We start from the raw sequence: 21,878 nt of genomic DNA on the forward strand, positions 1-21,878 counted from the left end.
TCACGGGGCTGTGTTAAAGGATCATTATTTAACTGTTGTCAGTATCTCAGTTTTCTTATGATTTGTCAATACTATTTTCGTAAAATATTTAGTGCTTCTTCAAACACTTTTGGAATCGGTGCCTCAAACTCAATATATTCACCAGTACGAGGGTGTTCGAAACCTAAAATACCTGCGTGAAGTGCTTGCCCATTCATATCTAATGTTTTCTTCGGACCATACTTCGGATCCCCTGCAAGTGGATAACCAATATATTTCATATGCACACGAATTTGGTGCGTACGTCCCGTTTCTAAGCGGCATTCTACAAGTGTGAAATCTTTAAATCGCTCTAACACTTGGAAATGCGTAACAGCGTTCTTACCATTTTCATCAACTGTCATACTTTGACGTTCTTTCTTATCGCGACCAATTGGAGCATCAATTGTCCCTTTATCATGTGGAATTACACCGTGTACAATCGCTTTATAACGTCTCGTTACCGTTTTTGCTACAAGTTGATTTACAAGTGATTCGTGCGCCATATCATTTTTCGCAACCATTAACAGTCCAGATGTATCTTTATCAATACGATGTACGATACCTGGACGCATTACACCGTTAATACCTGATAAATCTGTACAATGATGCATAAGTCCGTTTACAAGCGTGCCGCTTGTGTGCCCTGGTGCTGGATGCACAACCATGCCACGTGGCTTATTTACTACGAGTACATCTGCATCTTCATAATAAATTTCTAAATTCATATCTTCCGGTTGAATATCTAACTCTTCTGGCTCAGGAATCGTCACTGTAATTTCATCATTTTCTTTTACTTTATAATTCCCTTTAACTGCTTTCCCATTAACTGTCACAACAGCATCTTTAATCCATTGCTGTACTTGTGAACGTGACCATTCATTGTTTATTCCTGCAACGAATTTATCAATTCGCTCGCTTTTTTGTTCTTCTGCAACTGTTACTTGTACTACTTCACTCATTCAATTACTCCTTCGTTTTCTTTCCTTCTAATACTGTTTGAATAATAATTAATACAACTCCAATACATAATGCTGAGTCAGCTATATTGAATACTGGATAGTTGTACGAGAAAATATACACGTGAATGAAATCCACTACTTCTTGTCTAAATACACGATCAATAAAATTGCCAATTGCTCCGCCTAAAATTAGACCTAATGAAATACCTAGAAGTTTGTCCGTTTTTGCATATTTTTTCATATAAAATACGATAAATGCTACGAAAACGACTGTAATAATGTAGAAGAACCACATTTTATTTTCTAAAATACCCCAGGCAGCTCCTCTATTTCGATGTGATGTTATGTATAATACATTATCGATAATCGGAATGCTCGTACCCAATTCCATGTTCTTTACAATTAGCCACTTCGATATTTGATCGATGGCAATGACAAATAACGCTATTACATAATATATCATTTTCATTTCCCCCATAAAGACAGTGTACCTCAAAATTTTAGCATAGCTGCTATCTTTTCACAATGAACCTTTATAGAAGAATAAAATAAATTAAAAAAAGGTAATATAATATCGTTGTGCGTATTCATACATTTACCTTTTCATAGAAAAATTCATGAATCGTACGGGCAGTTGGCATTGTTTTCATTTGTTTTACCGAAATTACTCTCCCAGTTTCTTCACAAATACCGTACATATCTATTTCCATTTTAAACAATGCACGTTCTACATCTTTTAAATCCTCTTTTATATCATGTAATAGCAATTTTTTCTTTGTCTCTTCCTTTATTTCATATCCAAGCTCTTGCCCAAATTCCATATAATATGTGTGCATTACTTCTTTAGCCAATCTCTCTTGCAACTCTTTTCTCATCAATTGTAATTCTTCTTTTATTTCCATATAAATTTCATTCACGTGTACATTCCTCCCAGCTGCAATGTACAATTAGTGTGTCCGAAATTTCCACGCTTACCTCACACACATTTTTCCTTCGTAGGAAAGAGAGCGAAAATTATTTCAATATATCATCAATAAAAAAACTGACTGCTATTACGAGCAGTCAGTTTTTTTTATTATTTCACATAGTTTTCTTTAACAACTGTTGCACAACGCTCACATAATGTTTCATGTTCTGCATCTTTACCAATTGTTTCTGAAACAACCCAACAACGTTCACACGTATCACCTGTTGCCTGAGCTACAACAACCGCTGTATGCTCATACTTAGGTGCATCTGCTGGCGCTTCTTCCATCATACCACCAAGTTTATACTCAGAAACGATAAATAGTTGCTTTAAGTCTTCACTAATAGACTCTAACATAGCTTTCATTTCTGCAGTCGGATATAGTGTAATACTTGCATTTAATGACTTACCAATTACTTTTTCATTACGAGCGACTTCTAAAGCTTTTAATACGTCATCACGTAACGTCATAAACGCATCCCATTTTGTTTTTAACGCTTCAGCACCATCTACTTCTACAACTTCTGGCATATTAGTTAACTGTACGCTTTCTTCTTCTGCACCAGGAACATATGGCCATACTTCATCAGCTGTATGAGGTAAGATTGGCGTTACCAGTTTTGTTAATGCAACAAGAACATCATATAGCACTGTTTGAATCGCACGACGATCGTGGTGATTTGCACCTTCAATGTATAAAATGTCTTTCGCAAAATCTAAATAGAATGAGCTTAAATCAATTGTACAGAAGTTATGAATTGCATGATATACTGCCGCAAAGTCATATGCTTCATACGCTTCTTTTACTTTTGTAATTAAGTCATTTAATTTTACTAGCATGTAACGGTCCACTTCACGAAGCTCAGCTGCCACCACTGTATTTTCACTCGGATTAAAGTCATCTAAGTTACCTAATAAGAAACGGAATGTATTACGGATTTTACGATACACTTCTGCTACTTGTTTTAAAATATCATCTGAAATACGTACATCAGATTGGTAGTCAACAGAAGATACCCATAAGCGTAAAATATCTCCGCCTAATTGATCCATAATTTTCTTCGGTACGACGATGTTTCCAATCGACTTACTCATTTTACGTCCTTCACCATCTAGTACGAAACCGTGGCTTAGAACACCTTTATACGGTGCTTTACCTGTTACAGCAACAGCTGTTGATAATGAAGAGTTAAACCAACCGCGATATTGGTCAGATCCTTCTAAATATAAATCTGCTGGGCGTTGCAGGTCATCACGCTCTTCTAATACCGCTTGGTGAGAAGATCCTGAATCAAACCAAACATCCATAATGTCTGTTTCTTTTCGGAATTCACCATTTGGGCTACCTGGATGTGTAAATCCTTCTGGTAATAGATCTTTCGCTTCACGCTCGAACCATACGTTAGAACCGTGTTCACGGAATAAATCTGCTACATAGCTAATTGTTTCATCTGTAATAATCGGGTCTCCATTTTCCGCATAAAATACTGGAATTGGCACACCCCATGCACGTTGACGAGAAATACACCAATCCCCACGGTCACGAACCATATTATGAAGACGAGTCTCACCCCATGCTGGCACCCATTTCGTTTCTTCAACAGCTTGTAATAATTCTTTACGGAATGCTTCAATAGATGCAAACCACTGTGCTGTTGCACGGAAAATAATTGGTTTTTTCGTTCTCCAGTCATGTGGGTATGAATGCGTAATAAATGTTAATTTTAGTAACGCGCCTACTTCTTCTAATTTTTCCGTAATTGGTTTGTTAGCTTTATCATAGAATAAGCCTTCAAATCCAGGTGCTTCACTTGTTAATACACCTTTATCATCAACTGGGCAAAGAACTTCTAATCCATATTTCTTACCAACAAGGAAATCGTCTTCCCCATGTCCAGGTGCTGTATGAACACAACCTGTACCAGCATCTGTTGTAACGTGCTCACCTAGCATAACTAAAGAGTCACGATCATAGAATGGATGCTTCGCAACTGTATACTCAAGCTCGCTACCTTTTACTGTTTTCACAACTTCAGTATTTTCCCACTCTAACGTTTTTGCAACTGTATCAAATAGTTCAGAAGCAATAATATATTTTTCATCATTTACTTTCACAATGCTATATTCAAGTTCTGGATGAACAGAAATACCTAAGTTTGCAGGTAACGTCCAAGGTGTTGTTGTCCAAATAATAAATTTCTCATCACCTTCTAATACGTTCTTTCCGTCTTTTACAGGAAATGCTACGTAAATAGATGCTGATTTTTTATCTTGGTATTCAATTTCAGCTTCTGCTAAAGCAGACTCACTCGTTGGAGACCAATAAACTGGTTTCTGTCCTTTATAGATATAACCTTTTTTCGCCATGTCACCAAACACTTTAATTTGTTGTGCTTCATAAGCTGGCTCTAAAGTAATATATGGATTGTCCCAATCTGCACGTACACCTAGACGCTTAAATTGTTCACGTTGACGTTCTACTTGTTCATATGCATACTCTGCACATAACTTACGGAACTCAGCAACTGTCATTTCTTTACGCTTTACACCTTTATTCGTTAAAGCTTGTTCAATTGGTAAACCGTGTGTATCCCAACCTGGTACATACGGTGCACAGTATCCTGTCATTGATTTAAAACGAACGATAAAGTCTTTTAACACTTTATTCAACGCGTGTCCCATATGAATGTCACCATTCGCATATGGAGGTCCATCATGCAGTACAAATAAAGGACGACCCTTTGTATGCTCTTGCACCTTTTCATAAATGTTCATTTCAGCCCATTTTTCTTGCATTGCAGGCTCACGTTTTGGTAAATTCCCACGCATAGGGAATTCTGTTTTTGGCATTAGTAATGTATTTTTGTACTCCATGCTCAATTCCTCCTTGAATGTATAAAAGAAAGACCTTAAAAAACGGAATAAAAAAGAGACTTTCTCATCCCAAAAAGGGACGAGAAAGTCTCCCGCGGTACCACCCTAGTAGACCATATACAAATGTATAGGATCCTCTTTATATTCTTAACGCGAATATACGCCTACGCTTACTACAAATGTTCAGCGTGGAACTCCAGGGTGATATTCCCATTATCTCCTTATCCTGAGCTTACACCATCCTCAGTTCGCTATATAAGGTATGAAAAAGGTACTTATCCCTATCTTCGTTTTTCTTAATAAATATGTTGTTTAAAATTATATGTAATAATGAGAAAAACGTCAAGCTTACACTGTTTCTTCTTTTTTCAACAGCTCGTCTACTTCGTCTTCTAACTCAATTAGTTTATCCCAATCGTCGTTGTTTAACATTTCAAGTTGTGTTTCTAATAACATACGGAAACGAGTTCGGAATACTTTCGCTTGTTTCTTCAACTCTTCAATATCAAAAGCAACTTTTCTTGATTTCACTAACGCTTCGTTAATGATACGATCTGCATTTTTTTCTGCTTCACGTACAATTAATTTTGCTTCTTTTTGTGCATTACGCTTCACTTCTTCAGCAGCCTCTTGTGCGACAACGATAGATTTGTTCAGCGTATCTTCAATATTAGAAAAATGATCTAACTTTCCTTCTAATTGTGCAACCTTTTCTTCTAAAGCTTTTTTCTCACGAATGACTAATTCATAATCTTTGATGATTTGATCAAGAAACTCATTTACTTGATCTTCATCATAGCCACGGAATCCGCGACCAAATTCTTTGTTATGAATATCTAATGGTGTTAACGGCACAACGCCACCTCCAAGTAGTTATCTAAATTTCCTCTTTCAATTATATCTTTTCTTCGACAAAATAAGAGAATTTCCTTCTAAAAAACCAATCATTTTAGTATACCATACAAAACTCTCCATTTGTCGCGCTTCGTTCTACCTTCTACGGAAAATAATTTACTTCGTCCATACCCTCTAATCGAGAAAACATCCCCTGGAAAACATTCATACGAAGTTTGCTCTACTGTTTTCCAATTGACTTTTACTAGACCATTTTTTATGAGGGGTTGTGCTTTTTGCCTAGATATATGTAACATTTCAGCTAATAAAACATCTAGACGAAGTGACGAAACAGTACCAGATTTTTCTCCCCATTTTTCACTTACCTGCAAAATTTGCTCTACTTGTATAGGAGAAAGTGTGACTTTCATTTTCCCTATTGATTGTAAGTTCATTTCAATATACGATACAACTTCTTTCGCAACTGCAATTTGGGCACGATCTTCTTGCAGCAAAATATCACCACATTTTTCCCTTGTTAAACCAAGCGACATGAATGCACCTAATATTTGCCTATGTTCTAGCGTATAAAACTTGGAAGGATAGTCAATTTCTAATACTTCTACTTGAAATTCCTCTTCATTTAATTCTAGATAGTCTGGATAAATTAGTGCTCTTTTCCGTTCGGCTTCAGGCATCGCACCATCAAACCGTACAGCTACATCTCCTTGTCCTATTACCATAGAAACAATTTGTTGCTGTCTTGGATCAAGAAAGTCCGTTAACTTGACTTGATGGTACTCAGCTGCCTGTTTCCACTCTAATACTTTATCCACAAAGACCTCTTCATCAGGTCTAAAATGCTCGTAGATGCTCATGCATGTAACCTCTCGCTAAACAAAATAAAGAAATAAACTCGCCAATCCTCTACCAGCAAGATTCAATGTGAAAATCGCGACAATTGGAGAAATATCAATCATACCAAGCGGTGGAATAAATCTCCTAAAAGGCTCTAAATAAGGTTCGCAAATGCGTGCAAGAAAATCACCAAATGCTGATTCTCTTGCACCTGGGAACCAAGACAAAAGAATGTAAATGATAAGCGCATAGGAATAAATTTGAATAGCATAATGCAATACTGTTAGAACTGTTATCATGGCGTATTACCACCTCTTTATATTCGTCTCTTCTTCTTCACCGAACAACTCTGAAATTGCACCAACAATATCTACATTTTCAGGTGTACACATAAATGTTTTCGGGCCTATTTTTTGAATATCCCCGCCTATAGCGTATACAGTACCACTTAAAAAGTCAACGATACGTACAGCTTGATCTGTAGACATTCTCTGCAAATTAATTACAACAGCTCGTCTACCTTTTAAGTGATCCGAAATGCCTTGTGCTTCCGAATATGTGCGTGGTTCTAGTAAAACAACTTTTGAAGGTTGCTTTGCTGTTTCAATACTCACAACATTTTGCTTCGGTTGCACTTTCGCAAACGGAACATCTTGTTGTTCTGGGGGATCTTGTTGTTTTTTCATGTCTGTTTGCTCCTTTTCATAACCATATTGAGCTGCTTCTTTTTCTTCCGGTGTGTCAAAAAAGAAGTATTTTACTTTTGACCAACTCATAATAACTTTCTCCTTCCTTTTACACTTTTCCTACTAGAACCGTTCCCAAACGAATATATGTAGCACCTTCCTCAATTGCAATCGTGTAATCATTGGACATTCCCATTGATAATTCTTTACATGGCGCATGTAATAATTCTAGCTCCTGAACTTGCTTTTGTAGCATGTGCAATTCCTTAAAGCAGCGACGAACCTCTTCCTCTTTTTCTGTAAACGGAGCCATTGTCATCAGTCCTACCACTTCAATTTTATCCAATTCTTGCAAACTTTGAATAAAAGAAATTGTTTCTTCTATCGCCAATCCTTGCTTTGATTCTTCAGATGATGTTTTCACTTGAATAAAGCATTGAATTTTCTTTTCAGCACGTTTTTGAATTTCTTTTGCAAGAGAAAGACGATCTAATGAATGTAAATAATCAATCTCATTAATGATTTCTTTTACTTTTCTCGTTTGCAATGAGCCAATAAAATGCCAATTCACTTTTGAGCCGAAATGCTCATATTTTTGTAAAAAACCTTCATTTCTATTTTCACCTAAATCGATAATTCCAGCTTCAATTACTTCGCTTGTTTTTTCAATTCCTACAGTTTTTGTAACTGCAACGAGCTTAATATCTTTCACCGAACGTCCAGCTCGTGCACAAGATTTTGTAATCGCCTCGTTTACAACTGCTAAATTCCCTTGTACTGTCACTTGCTTCAATCCTCCTTAAAACCTATGAAACTCAACATTCTCCCTGTCTTACCTTGATCACGACGATGAGAGAAAAAGAATTGTTCTTCACAGCTTGTACAAAGAGATGACATTACAATATGTTCTTCTTTTATACCTGCTTGTACACATAATATACGATTAACTTCTTTTAAATTAATTGCATACTGTCCATCAGAAATTACTTTATAAGGAACAGGACCGTTTACTACTTGCTGAGCTGCTGTTAATACTCGATCATCAACAACATAACAACATGATCCGATTGCTGGCCCAATTGCAACATGAATTTCATCACTTGAAACACCTTCTGCATTCCACTTTTGAATCATTTCTTTCGCAATCTCTTTTACAGTTCCTTTCCATCCAGCATGTGCAAGTCCTATCATACCATGTGATGGTGCATAAAAATAGAGTGGAACACAATCCGCGTAACAAGATGTTAAGAGTACATCTGTATTAGTTGTATAAATGCCATCCGTTTTTGGAATACCGTCTTCATATGAATAGACGCCTTTTCCTTTTTCTTGTTGCCCTACTTTTTCAACATGATGATCATGAACTTGTTCAGAACAAATCCATTTTTCTAATGGTTTTTGTAACTTATTCGCTAAAATGCGTCTGTTTTCATGAACATTCTCCACGATATCATTCACATGTAATCCTAAATTCATCGCATGAAAGGAGCCTGTACTTACCCCACCATCTTTTGTCGTAAATCCAGCAGTAATGTTTCCAAGTTCTTTCCACGCTTGTAAATACAGTATACCGTCCACATATTTAAATGGTTCTCTCATAAAGCGGCTCCTTTTAATTAAAATAACAGAAAAAAAGCATGGTACTTCCTGTCTATTTTACCATACTTTTATTTTTTCATAATGACAACAGAAAAAAAAGAGGAATTTGTAATATTCTTTAAGAAATTGTCGGTATTTGTATTGATTCTGTTACAGAATTAACATGATCTACTTTTACAAGTATGACATCTTCCCCAATTTTCATAATTTGTTCCCAAGGAATTACAAATTCTACTTCCTTCCCAAAGAGTCCAAGCATTCGTGCCTGCTTAGAAATAATAACCGCCCTAATCTTTCCTGTGTCTATATCAATATCAATATCTCCAATATTCCCAAGCCTCTTTCCATCTGAAACATTTACAACATCCTTCATTTGAAACTCCGAAATCCGTATCATATTCATCCTCTCCCTTATATCGCAAATTGTAAGTACGCAGACCATTATTTCTCACATAAAGTGAAACTTTAATCAGTGGGGGTTTTGTTCATCCCCCACTGATTATTAGCCCTCACCAATCGGGCTTTTACAGGCAGCCCGACTCCCACCTAACTCCTTTGCTTTGCAGTCAAATCTTGTGGTGGGAGTCTTACTGCCCGCAAATAACGGGATTAACAGGAAGTAACCGCTACTAAGAGAAACTCCATATCGTTTTCATTATATGAATCCGTCCCCCCTACTATGAGCGTCAACTCCATTACATATAAAAAGGCCTCACCATAACTGGTGAGGGCCTTATCCTTGAATCGTCTTATTCATTTGCTTAATAGCAGACTTCTCCAAACGTGATACTTGCGCTTGAGAAATCCCAATTTCTTCAGCAACTTCCATCTGTGTCTTTCCTTGGAAGAAACGTTTTCGAATAATCATTTTCTCACGATCATTTAAACGCTTCATCCCTTCTTTCAACGCTAGTTCTTCAACCCACTGCTCGTCCTTTTGTTTTTCATCACTTAACTGATCCATAACAAAGATAGGATCTCCTCCATCGTTATAAATTGGTTCAAATAATGAAACTGGGTCTTGAATCGCATCTAGCGCAAAAACAATCTCTTCATGTGTCACTTCGAGAACTTTTGCAATATCCATTGCTGTTGGTTCTTTTGAATTTTCAGCAATCAACTTTTCTCTTACTTGCAATGCTTTATACGCAATATCGCGCAATGAGCGAGATACGCGAATTGGATTATTATCACGCAAATATCTGCGTATTTCCCCAATAATCATCGGCACAGCATACGTTGAAAATTTAACATTTTGGCCTAAATCAAAGTTATCAATGGATTTCATAAGTCCAATGCAGCCAACTTGAAATAAATCATCAACATATTCTCCTCTGTTATTAAATCTTTGGATGACGCTCAGTACAAGACGTAAGTTTCCATTCACTAATTTCTCTCTTGCGCTTATCTCTCCACTTTGCATTTCACGAAATAATTTACGCATCTCTTCATTTTTTAGTACTGGAAGTTTAGCTGTATCAACACCGCAAATTTCTACTTTGTTTCTCGTCAAAGTGTTCCCTCCTATCGGGAGTTGCTGTACAGTGTAAAGTATTTCCTTTGAAGGGGATTTTATGCATATGGTTTTCTCATCATTTTTCATAAACGTTTCATTTCCTAATGCAACAAAAAAGAATAAGACCAGCTTGGATCCCAAGCTGGTCTTATTCTTTACACCATTTTATTAAATTCTTTTCGTAATCTTTTTATAATTCTTTTTTCCAAACGAGAAATATAAGACTGCGAAATTCCGAGCATATCCGCCACGTCTTTTTGTGTCTTTTCTTCTTCACCAGCGAGCCCAAATCGAAGCTCCATAATTTGTTTTTCACGATCATTTAATTGATGCAATGCTTTCATCAAAAGATGACGATCTACAGTAGCTTCTAAATCTTTTGTAATAATGTCATCATCTGTACCTAAAACATCTGATAACAACAATTCATTGCCATCCCAATCTATGTTAAGTGGTTCATCAAAAGAAACTTCCGAACGATTTTTATTATTTCGACGCAAATGCATTAAAATCTCATTTTCTATACAACGAGATGCATATGTTGCTAATTTTATTTTCTTTTCTGGATTAAATGTATTCACTGCTTTAATAAGACCGATTGTTCCTATACTTATCAAATCCTCAATATTTATCCCTGTATTTTCAAACTTTCTCGCTATATATACAACAAGACGTAAATTACGTTCAATAAGCAGTGACCTCGCCGCTTGATCTCCTTTTGGCAATTTATTCAAAAGAACTTCCTCTTCTTCTTTCGTTAAAGGAGGTGGCAGTGCTTCACTTCCACCTATGTAATAAATTTCATCGGTCTTAATTCCTAGTTTCAATAATACTTTATACCAAAGGTATACTAAATAAAATTTCAATTTCATCATATTATCCCGCCTCTCATAATTAAGCGATTACCACTTTTTGTGAAATCAACATTTTCGGATGTACAATACATTGATACTCTCCATTAGTGGACAATTGCTGTGTGTTTAGCCCAATCAGAACCTTATTTACAACCACAGCATTTCCTTCGTGATAAACTTGAACACTATCTGGCTTAATCGCCCATAAAAATTGATGTTCTATCCCTACTGCCCGAAAAGGAACTAAACGCAACCTTGTCGCCCATCCAGAATCATTTTCTGGTATTTGAGGGATTTCTGTTTTGGAATAAATCTGCGCTGTCAACCAAGTTGGTAAACAATGCTCTAATGATGAAATATGCATAATCATAACAGGTGTTTTGGTTAAAGGATCGTGAAGTTGGTTCCCACTATCAATTAGACCGTCTAATTCCAATTCATACTCTGCTAATTGGATCTTTACCTTTACAATTTGATCATAATGTATTTTTGTAACTTCTACACTTTCAATACGTTTCTTGGAGAAATAATAAATAATCGGAAAACCAAGAAAAACGAATAACCAACTGACAGGATCTCCATAAGAAATCGATTTCGCTTGAACTAATCCATTTACCATTTCATTTGTTTGCAAAAAGAAATGAGTTCCAATTAATCCTCCGCCAACCATAAAAGTTACAAAGTAAAAAGTAAAAACGGTTTGTGCATAATTTCTAAACGTTGAAAATCCAAATGCTGTATACACAATAAGTAACGAGTACAGTAGTTTCATAATTGGATGTGTCATCATAGAAGCAAAGGGAGTAAAGGCGAAAATAACAATGGTTGAACCTATAAATGCCCCTAACACTAGCCTCCATCTTTTGATCCTCTTTTTCAACACGGTAGCTGTTAATAAAAGTAAAAGAAAATCAATGCAGGCGTTTAACAACCAAACAACGTCGGCGTAAACAACCAAACAATTCACCTCTTTTTTTAAGTTGAGACTAGTATAATGCATATCCACTAGGAAAGTGTGTCAATTTGCGGAGGGGTTTTTTTGTTATTTTGTGATTTCTAGACATAATCTGTCGGTAATAAATAAAAATATTTTTTCATAGAATAATATAGATTTCTTACTTGTATACATATGAAGTGAACTATATGTAAACAAAAATATAAAGGTCTCCATTGACAAGCAATAAAAAAAGACCTGCTTAGCAGATCTTTTGCATTTAGACAACAAAAAAAGGAGCATGAAAGCTCCTTTTTTTTATCGTCTACGACGGTTACGTAAAAATGCTGGAATATCGATATCATCTGAATCTGTATGACGCTCATGTACAATCGGCTCTTCACGTTTCATTTCACGTTTTACTTCACGCTGTTTTGAAGGTTGAGCTACTGGTTGTTGCTGTTGTGCATGATTCACATTCGGACGGATAATTGGTTTTGGTGGCTGCGTCGCAGCGCTATCATCAAAACCAGTTGCAATTACAGTTACAACGATATCATCTTTTAACCCTTCATTAATAACAGAACCGAAGATCATATTTACTTCTGGATCCGAAGCTGAAGCTACAATATCTGCCGCTTCTTGCACTTCATATAAACTTAAGTTTGCTCCACCCGTAATGTTCATAATAACACCTTGAGCTCCATCAATAGATGTCTCTAGTAATGGACTAGAGATCGCTTTTTTCGCAGCTTCAGCAGCACGATTTTCACCATTACCAGAACCGATACCCATTAAAGCAGAACCTCTATTAGACATAATTGTCTTTACGTCTGCAAAGTCTAAGTTAATAAGACCTGGTGTAGCAATTAAATCAGAAATACCTTGAACACCTTGACGTAACACGTTATCTGCTTCACGGAACGCTTCTAACATTGGCGTATTTTTATCAACAATTTCTAATAAGCGGTCGTTTGGAATTACAATAAGTGTATCTACATTTTCTTTAAATGCTGCAATACCAGATGCAGCTTGCGTTGCACGCTTACGTCCTTCAAATGTAAATGGACGTGTTACAACACCAACTGTTAACGCGCCTAGTTCTTTTGCAACTTGAGCAACAACTGGAGCTGCACCAGTTCCAGTTCCACCGCCCATACCAGCAGTTACGAATACCATATCTGCACCACGAAGTGCTTCTTGGATCTGTTCTTTACTTTCTTCCGCAGCTTTTTTCCCTACTTCAGGGTTCGCGCCTGCACCAAGTCCACGCGTTAATTTTCCACCAATTTGCATTTTTGTTTCAGCTTTTGATAGATTTAATGCTTGTGCATCAGTATTCACAGCGATAAAGTCTACACCTTGCACACCGTGTTCAATCATACGGTTTACAGCATTGTTTCCGCCACCGCCGACACCGATAACTTTTATATTCGCTAATTGATCTTGAGTAGTATCAAACTCTAACATGTCGAAATCCCCCTAGAACCTCATTTTTCGTGTCCAATTTTAATCCCATAAATAACGGAATACACGTTTTACTTTTGACATCATACGGTCATCATTTTGATTATTATTGTTTTGATTACGAGTTTTTTGCTTTGCAGGTTGCTGTTGTACCGGCGTTGGTGCTGGTACTGGTTCAAAATGCTCTTGCTTTTCCTGCACATTTTTCCCACGTAATTTAGCTTTTTGATAAGAGTGTTTAATTAATCCAACTCCAATTGTATATTGAGGCTCACGAACACCAATATAATCAGGAGTTGCTATACGAACATTTTCATGTAAAATATCATACGCAAGATCAAGAACACCTGGCATAGAAGCAATTCCACCAGTTAGTACATATCCAGAAGCTACTTGTTTTACTCCTAACTTACGCACTTCATCTTGAACAAACATTAAAATTTCCTCTATACGAGCCTCGATGATATCCGATAATTCCAATTGAGAATATTGTTCTGTTTGATCGCTTCCCATAATAGGAACCGTAAACATCTCTTCTTCAGATGCTGTATCATAAAAAGCATGTCCATATTTCAGCTTAATTTGATCTGCATTTTCTGTCGAAGTTTTCAGCCCAATCGCTATATCCTTCGTTATATGATCTCCACCTAATGGCAATACGCTCGTTGCTTGCAGCTCTCCATCTTTAAAAATAGATAACGTAGTAGATCCTCCACCAATATCAACAAGGGCTACTCCTCTATTTCTTTCATCCGAAGATAAGGCAACTGTCGCAGCAGCTAAAGGTTGCAGACAAATATCAACAATTTCAAGACCTGCTTTTTCTACACAACGAAGTAGGTTATGTAGTAAAGTTCTCGAGCCTGTAATAAGTGTACCTTCCATTTCTAATCTTACACCGATCATCCCGCGTGGATCGTTAATCTCGTCAAGACCGTCTACAATGAACTGTCGAGGTACCACATCAATAAATTCACGTTCAGGAGCAATCGACACAACTTGTGCTGCATCTAGAACGCGTAAGACATCTTCATTCCCGATTTCACGATCTTCATTTGATACAGCGACTACTCCGTGACAAGGGAGCAACTGTACCTGGTTTGCATTGACACCTACTACAACTTGCTCAATGTGGATCCCCACCATGCGCTCAGCTTGTTCAATTGCTTTTTTAATTGATCGAACAGTCTCGTCTATATCAACTATTGATCCCTTCTTCAAACCATTTGATTTTACGTTTCCAACACCAATAATGTTTAAGCTGTCATTAACCATTTCACCAATGATGACTTTAACATTGGATGTACCGATGTCAAGACTAACATATATTTCATTGCTGTTCATTCTTTGGCACCTCCTTCTTTATTTATACCATACAACTCAATATATGGAACAACAATCGCAACTTTACTATTTATAAGAAAAATATTCAACGTCTTTATACGTTTCCCTTTTTTAACCCTATATTTTTCTTATTTTTATTTAACATTCATTTAAGAATATCGCAGTAAACTGTGGATAACTGCTTTATCTTGAAATAATTCCATTTCAAGCGTAAAGTTTACCGCCAAGTATAAGTCTACACTAAGATGTACTTGTAGAAAAGTGAAACTTGTACCAATCCTAGTATGAATCTAAGAAAATTTACATATTTTTCATCAAATGAAGCATTCTTGTAAATTAGTATGCATATAAAAGAACATTCGTTTCATTTTATCCGTAATAACGTCGTGAAAACGACCATTCTATTCTTTTTTTTCTTCAGCACCTAAATCCTTCGTATATGCGCCTACTTCTAAGTCAATTAAAACCTTCTTACCAGGTTCAATTGTTTTTATAATAAGTGGATAAGCTTCCATTCGCTTTGCGAAATTTTGAATAGTGGTGCTTACTTCATATCCTTCATTCATATATAAAGTAAGATGGTCTTCATTTGCGCTCGTTGGTGTATAACGAATTTCAGAAATAGACCTTAAAATAGCCGGCGTTAATTTTTCTAGTTCTGCAATTAACTCCTTCATTTTCTCCTCTTTAAAAGGTTCAAAAATTGGTGCTGCAACAGGAAGTTTACCATTCGGAAGTACATCGAGTGTTTTCCCGTTTTCTAACAACGGTTGTAATTTTCCATCTTTGTTTATATAACCAATCGTTAAATATTCTTCAATATGAATGTCAATTTTGTTAGGAAAACGTTTTTTTACATTTACCGCTTTAATTTCTTTTCGTTTCGTTAAGTTTTCTTCTGCTTTATGTGCTGTTACTCGGAAATAACTTGTATCATAGGTCACACCAGATTCCTTCATAACTTGTTCATCTGTCATATAATGATTTCCAAACACACTTATCTTTTTTATATTACTAAGCGGAGACCGAAAATAAATTAAAAAGAGTACTAATAAAAATAAAATTGATATGTATAAAATTAAACGATGATTAACAGGTTTTTTATTCTTTTTCTTTTGATTCTTTAATTTTGGTACACGATCTTGTAGTTTAATCACTTTACTATTTTTCATGTACGATCCCCCTACGTAACATAAAGAACGGCATGTTCTTCATGCCGTTCTTATCTTCTTATTATAACATAAATGATAATGAGCGGAACGAATAACCGTTATCTTCCAATGATTTCTACTTCTGTATGCATATCTACACCAAATTTATCTTTAATTGTATGCTTTATCAATGCAATCAAATCTAATACATCTTGCGCTGATGCAGCCCCAGTATTAATAATAAAATTCCCATGCATTTCAGAAATTTGAGCCCCACCTATTTTATAACCACGAAGCCCTGCTTTTTCTATTAAATTTCCTGCAAAATACGGGATTGGGTTTCGAAATATACTTCCTGCACAAGGATGATTCCACGGCTGCGTTTCACGGCGGTAATCTTTATTCTTTTGCATGCTACTTATAATTTCCTCACGCTCTCCTGCCTGTAATTGAAACTCAGCTTCCAAAACAATACCAGGACGTTTCCTTTGTAATACAGATGTACGATAGGAAAATTCCATTTCATTATTCGTCAGCCAGTCAATTGTACCATTTTCAAACAAAATACGAGTCTTCGTTAATATATTCGATATCTCTGAGTTATGAGCCCCTGCATTCATATATACTGCACCACCAACACTTCCTGGAATACCACTTGCAAATTCCAATCCAGCTAATCCTTGGCGACTAAGTAAAGTTGACAATTTAATAAGGGGATATCCACCACCAACTCTTACTCTATTTTTTTCGACTTCTAAGTGGTCTAATCCTTCTCCTAAACGAATAACGACACCTTCTATACCTTGATCAGATATGAGAAGGTTTGAACCGCGACCAATTGCAGTCCACTCTTTCTTATATTTCTTTACTAACTCTAGCGTTTTCTCAATACCGGCAACATGCTTTGGCACAATTAAAATATCAGCTGGTCCACCTATTTTCATAGTCGTGTAACGCGCTAACGGTTCGTTAACTAACACGCGACCAACATTTGCTTCTAAAAGCTCTTTTACTAATTGTTCCATAACAATCTCCCCCATATTAAGTCTCCTTATTACAGTAATATGCAGGGCGTTCACCTAATGTTATTTTTTAATAAGCTTGTTCATTACTTCATACAGCTTATTTGCTGCATCTGGAATACCTAGTTGCTTAGCAGCCAGTTTCATGTTTTGTAATGTTTGTGCATCTAATAAAATTTCATCAATATCACGAATAAGCGTTTCAGATGTTAAATCTTTTTCAAGTAGCATTTTAGCTGCTCCTTTATCAACAACTGAACGTGCATTTTTTTCTTGATGGTTATTTGTTACGTACGGACTTGGAATTAATACACTCGGCTTTCCTAACGCTGTTAATTCCGCAAGCGTTGTAGCTCCTGCTCTTGAAACAACAAGATCTACACCAGTCAGTACCTCCGGCATATTATGAATGAAAGGTTTAATAATAACATTATTCGGATTCCCTTTTTGTTTCACGGCTTCCATAACTTTATCATAATGTACTTCACCGGTTACATATAATACTTCGTAACTTTTATTCCCAAATTGTTCAATCGCTTCTACAAAAGCATCATTAATCGGTCTAGCTCCGCGACTCCCACCAAAAATAAGTACGGATTTTTTAGGAAGAGATAGTCCTACTGAACGTTTCCCTTTCATTCCATTTTGATCCATTACTTCTGATGCACGTGGATTACCTGTCATAACCACTTTTGACTCAGGAAAATGCTCTGCAGCTGCTTCAAAGCAAACAGCAACTTTATCAACATAACGACTTAAAAATTTATTCGTTACACCAGGTACACTATTTTGTTCGTGTACAATAGTTGGAATACCTAATTTGGCCGCAGCATAAACAACTGGACCACATACATATCCACCAGTGCCAATAACAATATCAGGATTAAAACGACGAATATATCGTTTACTATCTTGAACACCTTTTAAGAAACGCATCACTGTTTTTACATTATCGAGAGATATTTTTCGTTTAAATCCACTGATAACAATAGATTGAAACGGTATACCTGCTTTCGGTACGATAGTACTCTCTAACCCATTTTCCGTACCAATGTATAAAAACCTTGCTTCCGGATTTAATTTTTTTATTTCTCTAATTAAAGCAAGAGCTGGATAAATATGTCCTCCAGTCCCCCCACCACTAACTAATACTCGCACTACAAATTCCTCCACTTCCCTGTTCTTATTCAATCGTATTTATTTCTATATACATATTGTATTTTCACACACATACGAAAAACCCTGTCTTATAAACAGGGTTTAATAGCGAGAATGGCGACTTATATTCAACAATACACCTACTGCCATTAACATTAAGGTCAAACTTGATCCACCATAACTTAAAAACGGCAAAGTAATACCTGTAACAGGCATTAGTCCTGTTACAACACCAACATTAATCATTACTTGAATCGCAATCATCGCCACAATACCTACTGCTAAAAACGTACCATATAAATCTGGCGCTCCTAATGCTATACGAATCCCGCGCCATAGTAATAGACTAAATAATAATAACACAAATGAACCACCAATAAAACCTAATTCCTCGGATAAGATTGCAAATATAAAATCTGTTTGTGGTTCAGGCAAATAAAGAAATTTTTGTCTACTTTGTCCAAGTCCAAGCCCAAATAAACCACCAGGTCCAATTGCGAGTAACGATTGGATAATTTGAAATCCGCTTCCAAGCGGATCTGACCATGGATCTAAATAAGATGTAATCCGCTTCATTCGATATGGTGCCGATGCAATTAACCCTACAAATCCTGCTACGCCAAGTAATCCAAACATTGCAAAATGAAAGACTCGTGCTCCCGAAACAAATATCATGATGATACATGTCCCAACCATTACGGTTCCCGTACCAAGGTCTGGTTGTAACATAATCATCCCAAAAGCAAGAAATACAAAACTAAGAGCTGGTAGTAAACCACGTTTAAAAGATGTAATTAATTTTTGTCGTTCCGCTAAAAATTTTGCTAGGAAAATAATCATCGCGAATTTCATAAACTCTGACGGTTGGATAGAAAATGCCCCGATTCCAATCCAACTTCGCGCGCCCCCACGAACGAGACCTACTCCAGGAATAAGAACGAGAATAAGAAGAATGAAACAAACTAGCAAAATTACTTTTGAATACGTACGCCACACCCAATAATCAATTTTCATTATAAAAAACATAGCTACTACCCCAAGGCTTGCAAATAACAATTGTCTTTTTGCAAAAAAGAATGAATCTCCCATTTTATAAGAGGCCCAAACCGCACTCGCACTATAAACCATAATCATTCCGATTGTTAACAACGCAAGTGTAACGATGATGAGAATAAAATCAGGCGTTTTCTTCATTATCCATGAACACCACCTCTTTGGGCAGAACCTTTTGCCCTATGTAACAAAACATCAGTAGGTGTTAGCCTACTGATGTTTTGATTTACTTTATATAAGTTTATGCACAGCTTGTATAAAAATGTCTCCTCTTTCTTCAAATGTTTTAAATTGATCCCAGCTTGCACATGCTGGTGAAAGAAGAATAACGTCACCATCTGTAGAATGAGCATAAGCTTTCACTACTGCATCCTCCAAAGTATCGACACTTTCAATTACATCTAATCCTGCTTTTTCTGCCGCTCTTACTAATTTAGGGGCAGTTTGTCCAAATGTTACAATCGCTTTGACATGTTTAAAGTATGGAATTAAATCATCAAATTCATTTCCACGATCAAGTCCACCAGCTAATAAAACAATCGGTTGTGTAAATGCAGATAATGCTTTTTCTGTCGCTAGCATATTCGTCGCTTTTGAATCATTATAAAACTTACGATTGTTAATCGTCGTTACATATTCTAAACGATGTTTTACACCTGTAAAACGTTTTAATACAACAATAATTGCTTCATTAGAAACACCTAGTAATTTAGCAATACTCATTGCTGCTAAAATATTTTCTAAATTATGCTTACCAGGTAAAACAATATCGTTTACTTCAACCACTTTTTCACCTTTAAAATAAAGAGCATTATCTTTTATATACGCACCATCTTCAATTTCTTTCGTCGTCGAAAATAGTACTTTCTGCCCTTTACTTTGTGCCGATAATGCCATTACATCCGCATCGTCTGCATTAATTACACTATAATCTGTTTCAGTTTGGTTTTTGAAAATATTTGCTTTCGCTAAACCATACTCTTTCTTCGTCCCATGATAATCTAAGTGAGCCTCAAATAAATTTAAAAAGGCTGCAATTTTTGGTTGGAACGATTCTACTCCCATCAATTGGAACGATGAAAGTTCTGTAACGACAACTTCATTTTCTTTCGCGGATTGCGCAACTTCACAAGCTACAGTACCGATATTCCCCGCAATAACTGGGTGCTTTTGTCCTTCTTTTAACATTTCAAACGTTAACATAGTCGTTGTTGTTTTACCATTAGATCCCGTAATCCCAACAAACGGTGCTACTGAAATGCGATATGCTAATTCAACCTCAGTTACAATTGGAATTTGCTTTTCTTTCGCCGCTACTAATAGTGGATTAGAATATGGAATTCCTGGATTTTTTACGACAAGTGAAATGTTTCTCTCCAGCAATTCTAACGGATGTCCACCACATACAACATCCATTCCTTCCGCTTGTAACTCAGCTGCAAGTACATTACCCGCTAATGGTTTCCCATCATTTACAATGACGTTTGCCCCTAATTTTTTTAATAAAGTAGCTGCTGCATAACCACTTTTAGCAATACCTAATACAAGAACATTTTTATTTTGATATTCAGTTACAGTTTTCAATTACATCCACACCCCGATATAAATTCCTAGCACAGCTAATAAAAATCCTACAGACCAAAACGTCACAACAACGCGCCACTCTGACCAACCACATAATTCATAATGGTGATGTAATGGACTCATTTTAAAGACACGCTTTCCTGTTGTTTTGAACGAAATAACTTGGATAATAACAGATAAAGTCTCCATTACGAATACGCCGCCAATAATAACAAGTAGCAATTCTTGTTTTAACAAAATCGCTACAGCTGCGATTGCACCACCTAAAGCTAGAGAACCCGTGTCCCCCATAAATACTCTCGCTGGATTCGCATTGAATACTAAAAAGCCAAGTACAGCTCCTACAACTGCCATACAGAAAATCGCTACCCCAAATTGTTCTTGAGCCACAGCAATAATACTAAATGCTCCGAATGCAATAGCAGCTGTCCCTGATAATAAACCATCTAAACCATCTGTTAAGTTAACCGCATTCGATCCACCAATAAGCATAAATAATACAAGAACAAAATATGCCCAGCTCAGTTCGAATTTAACATCAGTTCCCGGAATCATGATATACGTGTGAAATGCTTGCCCTTTTCCAATTAAAAAGAACGCAATAGCAATTACAAGCTGACCAATCAATTTTTGTTTTGATGTTAAACCAAGATTTCTTTTCTTAACTACTTTTATGTAGTCATCTAAAAACCCGATTAATCCGTACCCAAATGTAACTAATAATAACAATGATACTTCTGCACCTAAATGGTCAAATTTAATCGCCATAATAAGCGTAGTCACCATCATAGATACATATATGACAATACCACCCATCGTTGGTGTCCCTGATTTCTTTTGGTGTGACTTCGGTCCTTCGTCACGAATACTCTGTCCGAACTTTAACTTTCTTAAAAATGGAATAAATAATGGCGAAAGGGCAACAGAAATTAAGAATGCTACCCCAGCCGTTACTAATAAACCTTGTTCAAGCACATGTAGTCCTCCTCTCATGCTG

Annotated in this window: 22 protein-coding genes and 1 other annotated feature; all 22 genes read right to left on the reverse strand. The window is 36.3% G+C overall.

From position 1 onward, the window contains the following. Nucleotides 1–71: 71 nt before the first annotated feature. Complete coding sequence (locus tag ACTFQM_RS14450; protein WP_440034963.1) at nt 72–980, reverse strand: RluA family pseudouridine synthase; 909 nt, start codon at nt 978–980, stop codon at nt 72–74. Nucleotides 981–984: 4 nt separating this feature from the next. Beyond that, the gene (gene lspA / locus ACTFQM_RS14455; RefSeq protein WP_000642178.1) at nt 985–1,443 is read right to left on the reverse strand and encodes a lipoprotein signal peptidase LspA; all 459 of its coding nucleotides are present in this window, start codon (nt 1,441–1,443) and stop codon (nt 985–987) included. A gap of 124 nt (nt 1,444–1,567) precedes the next feature. Further along, nucleotides 1,568–1,897 carry a hypothetical protein gene (locus ACTFQM_RS14460; protein ID WP_002173144.1) on the reverse strand — a complete coding sequence of 110 codons (330 nt, stop codon included), beginning with the start codon at nt 1,895–1,897 and terminating at the stop codon, nt 1,568–1,570. A gap of 158 nt (nt 1,898–2,055) precedes the next feature. Beyond that, complete coding sequence (ileS2, locus tag ACTFQM_RS14465) at nt 2,056–4,821, reverse strand: isoleucine--tRNA ligase (RefSeq protein WP_002173145.1); 2,766 nt, start codon at nt 4,819–4,821, stop codon at nt 2,056–2,058. Between the two features lie 72 nt (nt 4,822–4,893). After that, nucleotides 4,894–5,118 (reverse strand) — a binding site (T-box leader). A gap of 51 nt (nt 5,119–5,169) precedes the next feature. Beyond that, entirely contained in the window at nt 5,170–5,676 is a 507-nt protein-coding gene (gene divIVA, locus ACTFQM_RS14470; RefSeq protein WP_001131611.1) for a septum site-determining protein DivIVA, read from the reverse strand. An 89-nt stretch (nt 5,677–5,765) separates the two neighbouring features. Further along, nucleotides 5,766–6,533, reverse strand: a complete 768-nt coding sequence (locus ACTFQM_RS14475) for an RNA-binding protein (RefSeq protein WP_048373984.1) — start codon at nt 6,531–6,533, stop codon at nt 5,766–5,768. A 15-nt stretch (nt 6,534–6,548) separates the two neighbouring features. Further along, a complete protein-coding gene (locus ACTFQM_RS14480; RefSeq protein WP_002173147.1) occupies nt 6,549–6,812 on the reverse strand; it encodes a YggT family protein in 264 nt (87 codons plus the stop codon). Between the two features lie 6 nt (nt 6,813–6,818). Beyond that, nucleotides 6,819–7,289, reverse strand: a complete 471-nt coding sequence (locus ACTFQM_RS14485) for a cell division protein SepF (RefSeq protein ID WP_002173148.1) — start codon at nt 7,287–7,289, stop codon at nt 6,819–6,821. Between the two features lie 19 nt (nt 7,290–7,308). Next, the gene (locus ACTFQM_RS14490; RefSeq protein WP_440035781.1) at nt 7,309–7,983 is read right to left on the reverse strand and encodes a YggS family pyridoxal phosphate-dependent enzyme; all 675 of its coding nucleotides are present in this window, start codon (nt 7,981–7,983) and stop codon (nt 7,309–7,311) included. Between the two features lie 5 nt (nt 7,984–7,988). Further along, a complete protein-coding gene (gene pgeF / locus ACTFQM_RS14495) occupies nt 7,989–8,798 on the reverse strand; it encodes a peptidoglycan editing factor PgeF (protein WP_440034967.1) in 810 nt (269 codons plus the stop codon). A gap of 118 nt (nt 8,799–8,916) precedes the next feature. Then, nucleotides 8,917–9,195, reverse strand: coding sequence for a YlmC/YmxH family sporulation protein (locus tag ACTFQM_RS14500; protein ID WP_427309970.1), 279 nt, complete (start codon nt 9,193–9,195; stop codon nt 8,917–8,919). A 336-nt stretch (nt 9,196–9,531) separates the two neighbouring features. Beyond that, on the reverse strand, nt 9,532–10,311 hold the full coding sequence (gene sigG, locus ACTFQM_RS14505) for an RNA polymerase sporulation sigma factor SigG (protein WP_000197755.1): 780 nt from the start codon (nt 10,309–10,311) through the stop codon (nt 9,532–9,534). 158 nt (nt 10,312–10,469) lie between these two features. Next, nucleotides 10,470–11,189 (reverse strand): RNA polymerase sporulation sigma factor SigE, encoded by a 720-nt coding sequence (gene sigE / locus ACTFQM_RS14510; protein WP_000976947.1) that lies wholly within the window; start codon nt 11,187–11,189, stop codon nt 10,470–10,472. Nucleotides 11,190–11,208: 19 nt separating this feature from the next. Beyond that, nucleotides 11,209–12,126 carry a sigma-E processing peptidase SpoIIGA gene (spoIIGA, locus tag ACTFQM_RS14515; protein ID WP_048373994.1) on the reverse strand — a complete coding sequence of 306 codons (918 nt, stop codon included), beginning with the start codon at nt 12,124–12,126 and terminating at the stop codon, nt 11,209–11,211. Between the two features lie 294 nt (nt 12,127–12,420). After that, the gene (gene ftsZ, locus ACTFQM_RS14520) at nt 12,421–13,572 is read right to left on the reverse strand and encodes a cell division protein FtsZ (protein WP_048373997.1); all 1,152 of its coding nucleotides are present in this window, start codon (nt 13,570–13,572) and stop codon (nt 12,421–12,423) included. 39 nt (nt 13,573–13,611) lie between these two features. After that, nucleotides 13,612–14,913, reverse strand: a complete 1,302-nt coding sequence (gene ftsA, locus ACTFQM_RS14525; protein WP_440034970.1) for a cell division protein FtsA — start codon at nt 14,911–14,913, stop codon at nt 13,612–13,614. Between the two features lie 401 nt (nt 14,914–15,314). Continuing rightward, on the reverse strand, nt 15,315–16,085 hold the full coding sequence (divIB, locus tag ACTFQM_RS14530) for a cell division protein DivIB (RefSeq protein ID WP_242270801.1): 771 nt from the start codon (nt 16,083–16,085) through the stop codon (nt 15,315–15,317). Between the two features lie 98 nt (nt 16,086–16,183). Next, a complete protein-coding gene (gene murB, locus ACTFQM_RS14535; protein WP_033719437.1) occupies nt 16,184–17,089 on the reverse strand; it encodes a UDP-N-acetylmuramate dehydrogenase in 906 nt (301 codons plus the stop codon). Nucleotides 17,090–17,149: 60 nt separating this feature from the next. Continuing rightward, complete coding sequence (gene murG, locus ACTFQM_RS14540; RefSeq protein ID WP_025147785.1) at nt 17,150–18,244, reverse strand: undecaprenyldiphospho-muramoylpentapeptide beta-N-acetylglucosaminyltransferase; 1,095 nt, start codon at nt 18,242–18,244, stop codon at nt 17,150–17,152. A gap of 102 nt (nt 18,245–18,346) precedes the next feature. Beyond that, nucleotides 18,347–19,438 carry a stage V sporulation protein E gene (gene spoVE, locus ACTFQM_RS14545; RefSeq protein ID WP_002173158.1) on the reverse strand — a complete coding sequence of 364 codons (1,092 nt, stop codon included), beginning with the start codon at nt 19,436–19,438 and terminating at the stop codon, nt 18,347–18,349. A gap of 90 nt (nt 19,439–19,528) precedes the next feature. Further along, on the reverse strand, nt 19,529–20,881 hold the full coding sequence (murD, locus tag ACTFQM_RS14550; protein ID WP_440034975.1) for a UDP-N-acetylmuramoyl-L-alanine--D-glutamate ligase: 1,353 nt from the start codon (nt 20,879–20,881) through the stop codon (nt 19,529–19,531). Next, entirely contained in the window at nt 20,882–21,856 is a 975-nt protein-coding gene (mraY, locus tag ACTFQM_RS14555) for a phospho-N-acetylmuramoyl-pentapeptide-transferase (RefSeq protein ID WP_440034977.1), read from the reverse strand. Nucleotides 21,857–21,878: the final 22 nt, after the last annotated feature.

The organism is Bacillus cereus group sp. MYBK30-2 (assembly GCF_051915945.1).
GTDB classification, from domain to species: domain Bacteria; phylum Bacillota; class Bacilli; order Bacillales; family Bacillaceae_G; genus Bacillus_A; species Bacillus_A paramycoides.

Coding starts and splice junctions, on each gene's coding strand:
- divIB (WP_242270801.1), bottom strand. CDS start 16,085: ATGAAAAATAGTAAAGTGATTAAACTACAAGATCGTGTACCAAAATTA.
- ACTFQM_RS14480 (WP_002173147.1), bottom strand. CDS start 6,812: ATGATAACAGTTCTAACAGTATTGCATTATGCTATTCAAATTTATTCC.
- ACTFQM_RS14500 (WP_427309970.1), bottom strand. CDS start 9,195: ATGATACGGATTTCGGAGTTTCAAATGAAGGATGTTGTAAATGTTTCA.
- ileS2 (WP_002173145.1), bottom strand. CDS start 4,821: ATGGAGTACAAAAATACATTACTAATGCCAAAAACAGAATTCCCTATG.
- ftsZ (WP_048373997.1), bottom strand. CDS start 13,572: ATGTTAGAGTTTGATACTACTCAAGATCAATTAGCGAATATAAAAGTT.
- lspA (WP_000642178.1), bottom strand. CDS start 1,443: ATGATATATTATGTAATAGCGTTATTTGTCATTGCCATCGATCAAATA.
- sigE (WP_000976947.1), bottom strand. CDS start 11,189: ATGATGAAATTGAAATTTTATTTAGTATACCTTTGGTATAAAGTATTA.
- murB (WP_033719437.1), bottom strand. CDS start 17,089: ATGGAACAATTAGTAAAAGAGCTTTTAGAAGCAAATGTTGGTCGCGTG.
- pgeF (WP_440034967.1), bottom strand. CDS start 8,798: ATGAGAGAACCATTTAAATATGTGGACGGTATACTGTATTTACAAGCG.
- spoVE (WP_002173158.1), bottom strand. CDS start 19,438: ATGAAGAAAACGCCTGATTTTATTCTCATCATCGTTACACTTGCGTTG.
- ACTFQM_RS14450 (WP_440034963.1), bottom strand. CDS start 980: ATGAGTGAAGTAGTACAAGTAACAGTTGCAGAAGAACAAAAAAGCGAG.
- ACTFQM_RS14475 (WP_048373984.1), bottom strand. CDS start 6,533: ATGAGCATCTACGAGCATTTTAGACCTGATGAAGAGGTCTTTGTGGAT.
- ftsA (WP_440034970.1), bottom strand. CDS start 14,913: ATGAACAGCAATGAAATATATGTTAGTCTTGACATCGGTACATCCAAT.
- ACTFQM_RS14485 (WP_002173148.1), bottom strand. CDS start 7,289: ATGAGTTGGTCAAAAGTAAAATACTTCTTTTTTGACACACCGGAAGAA.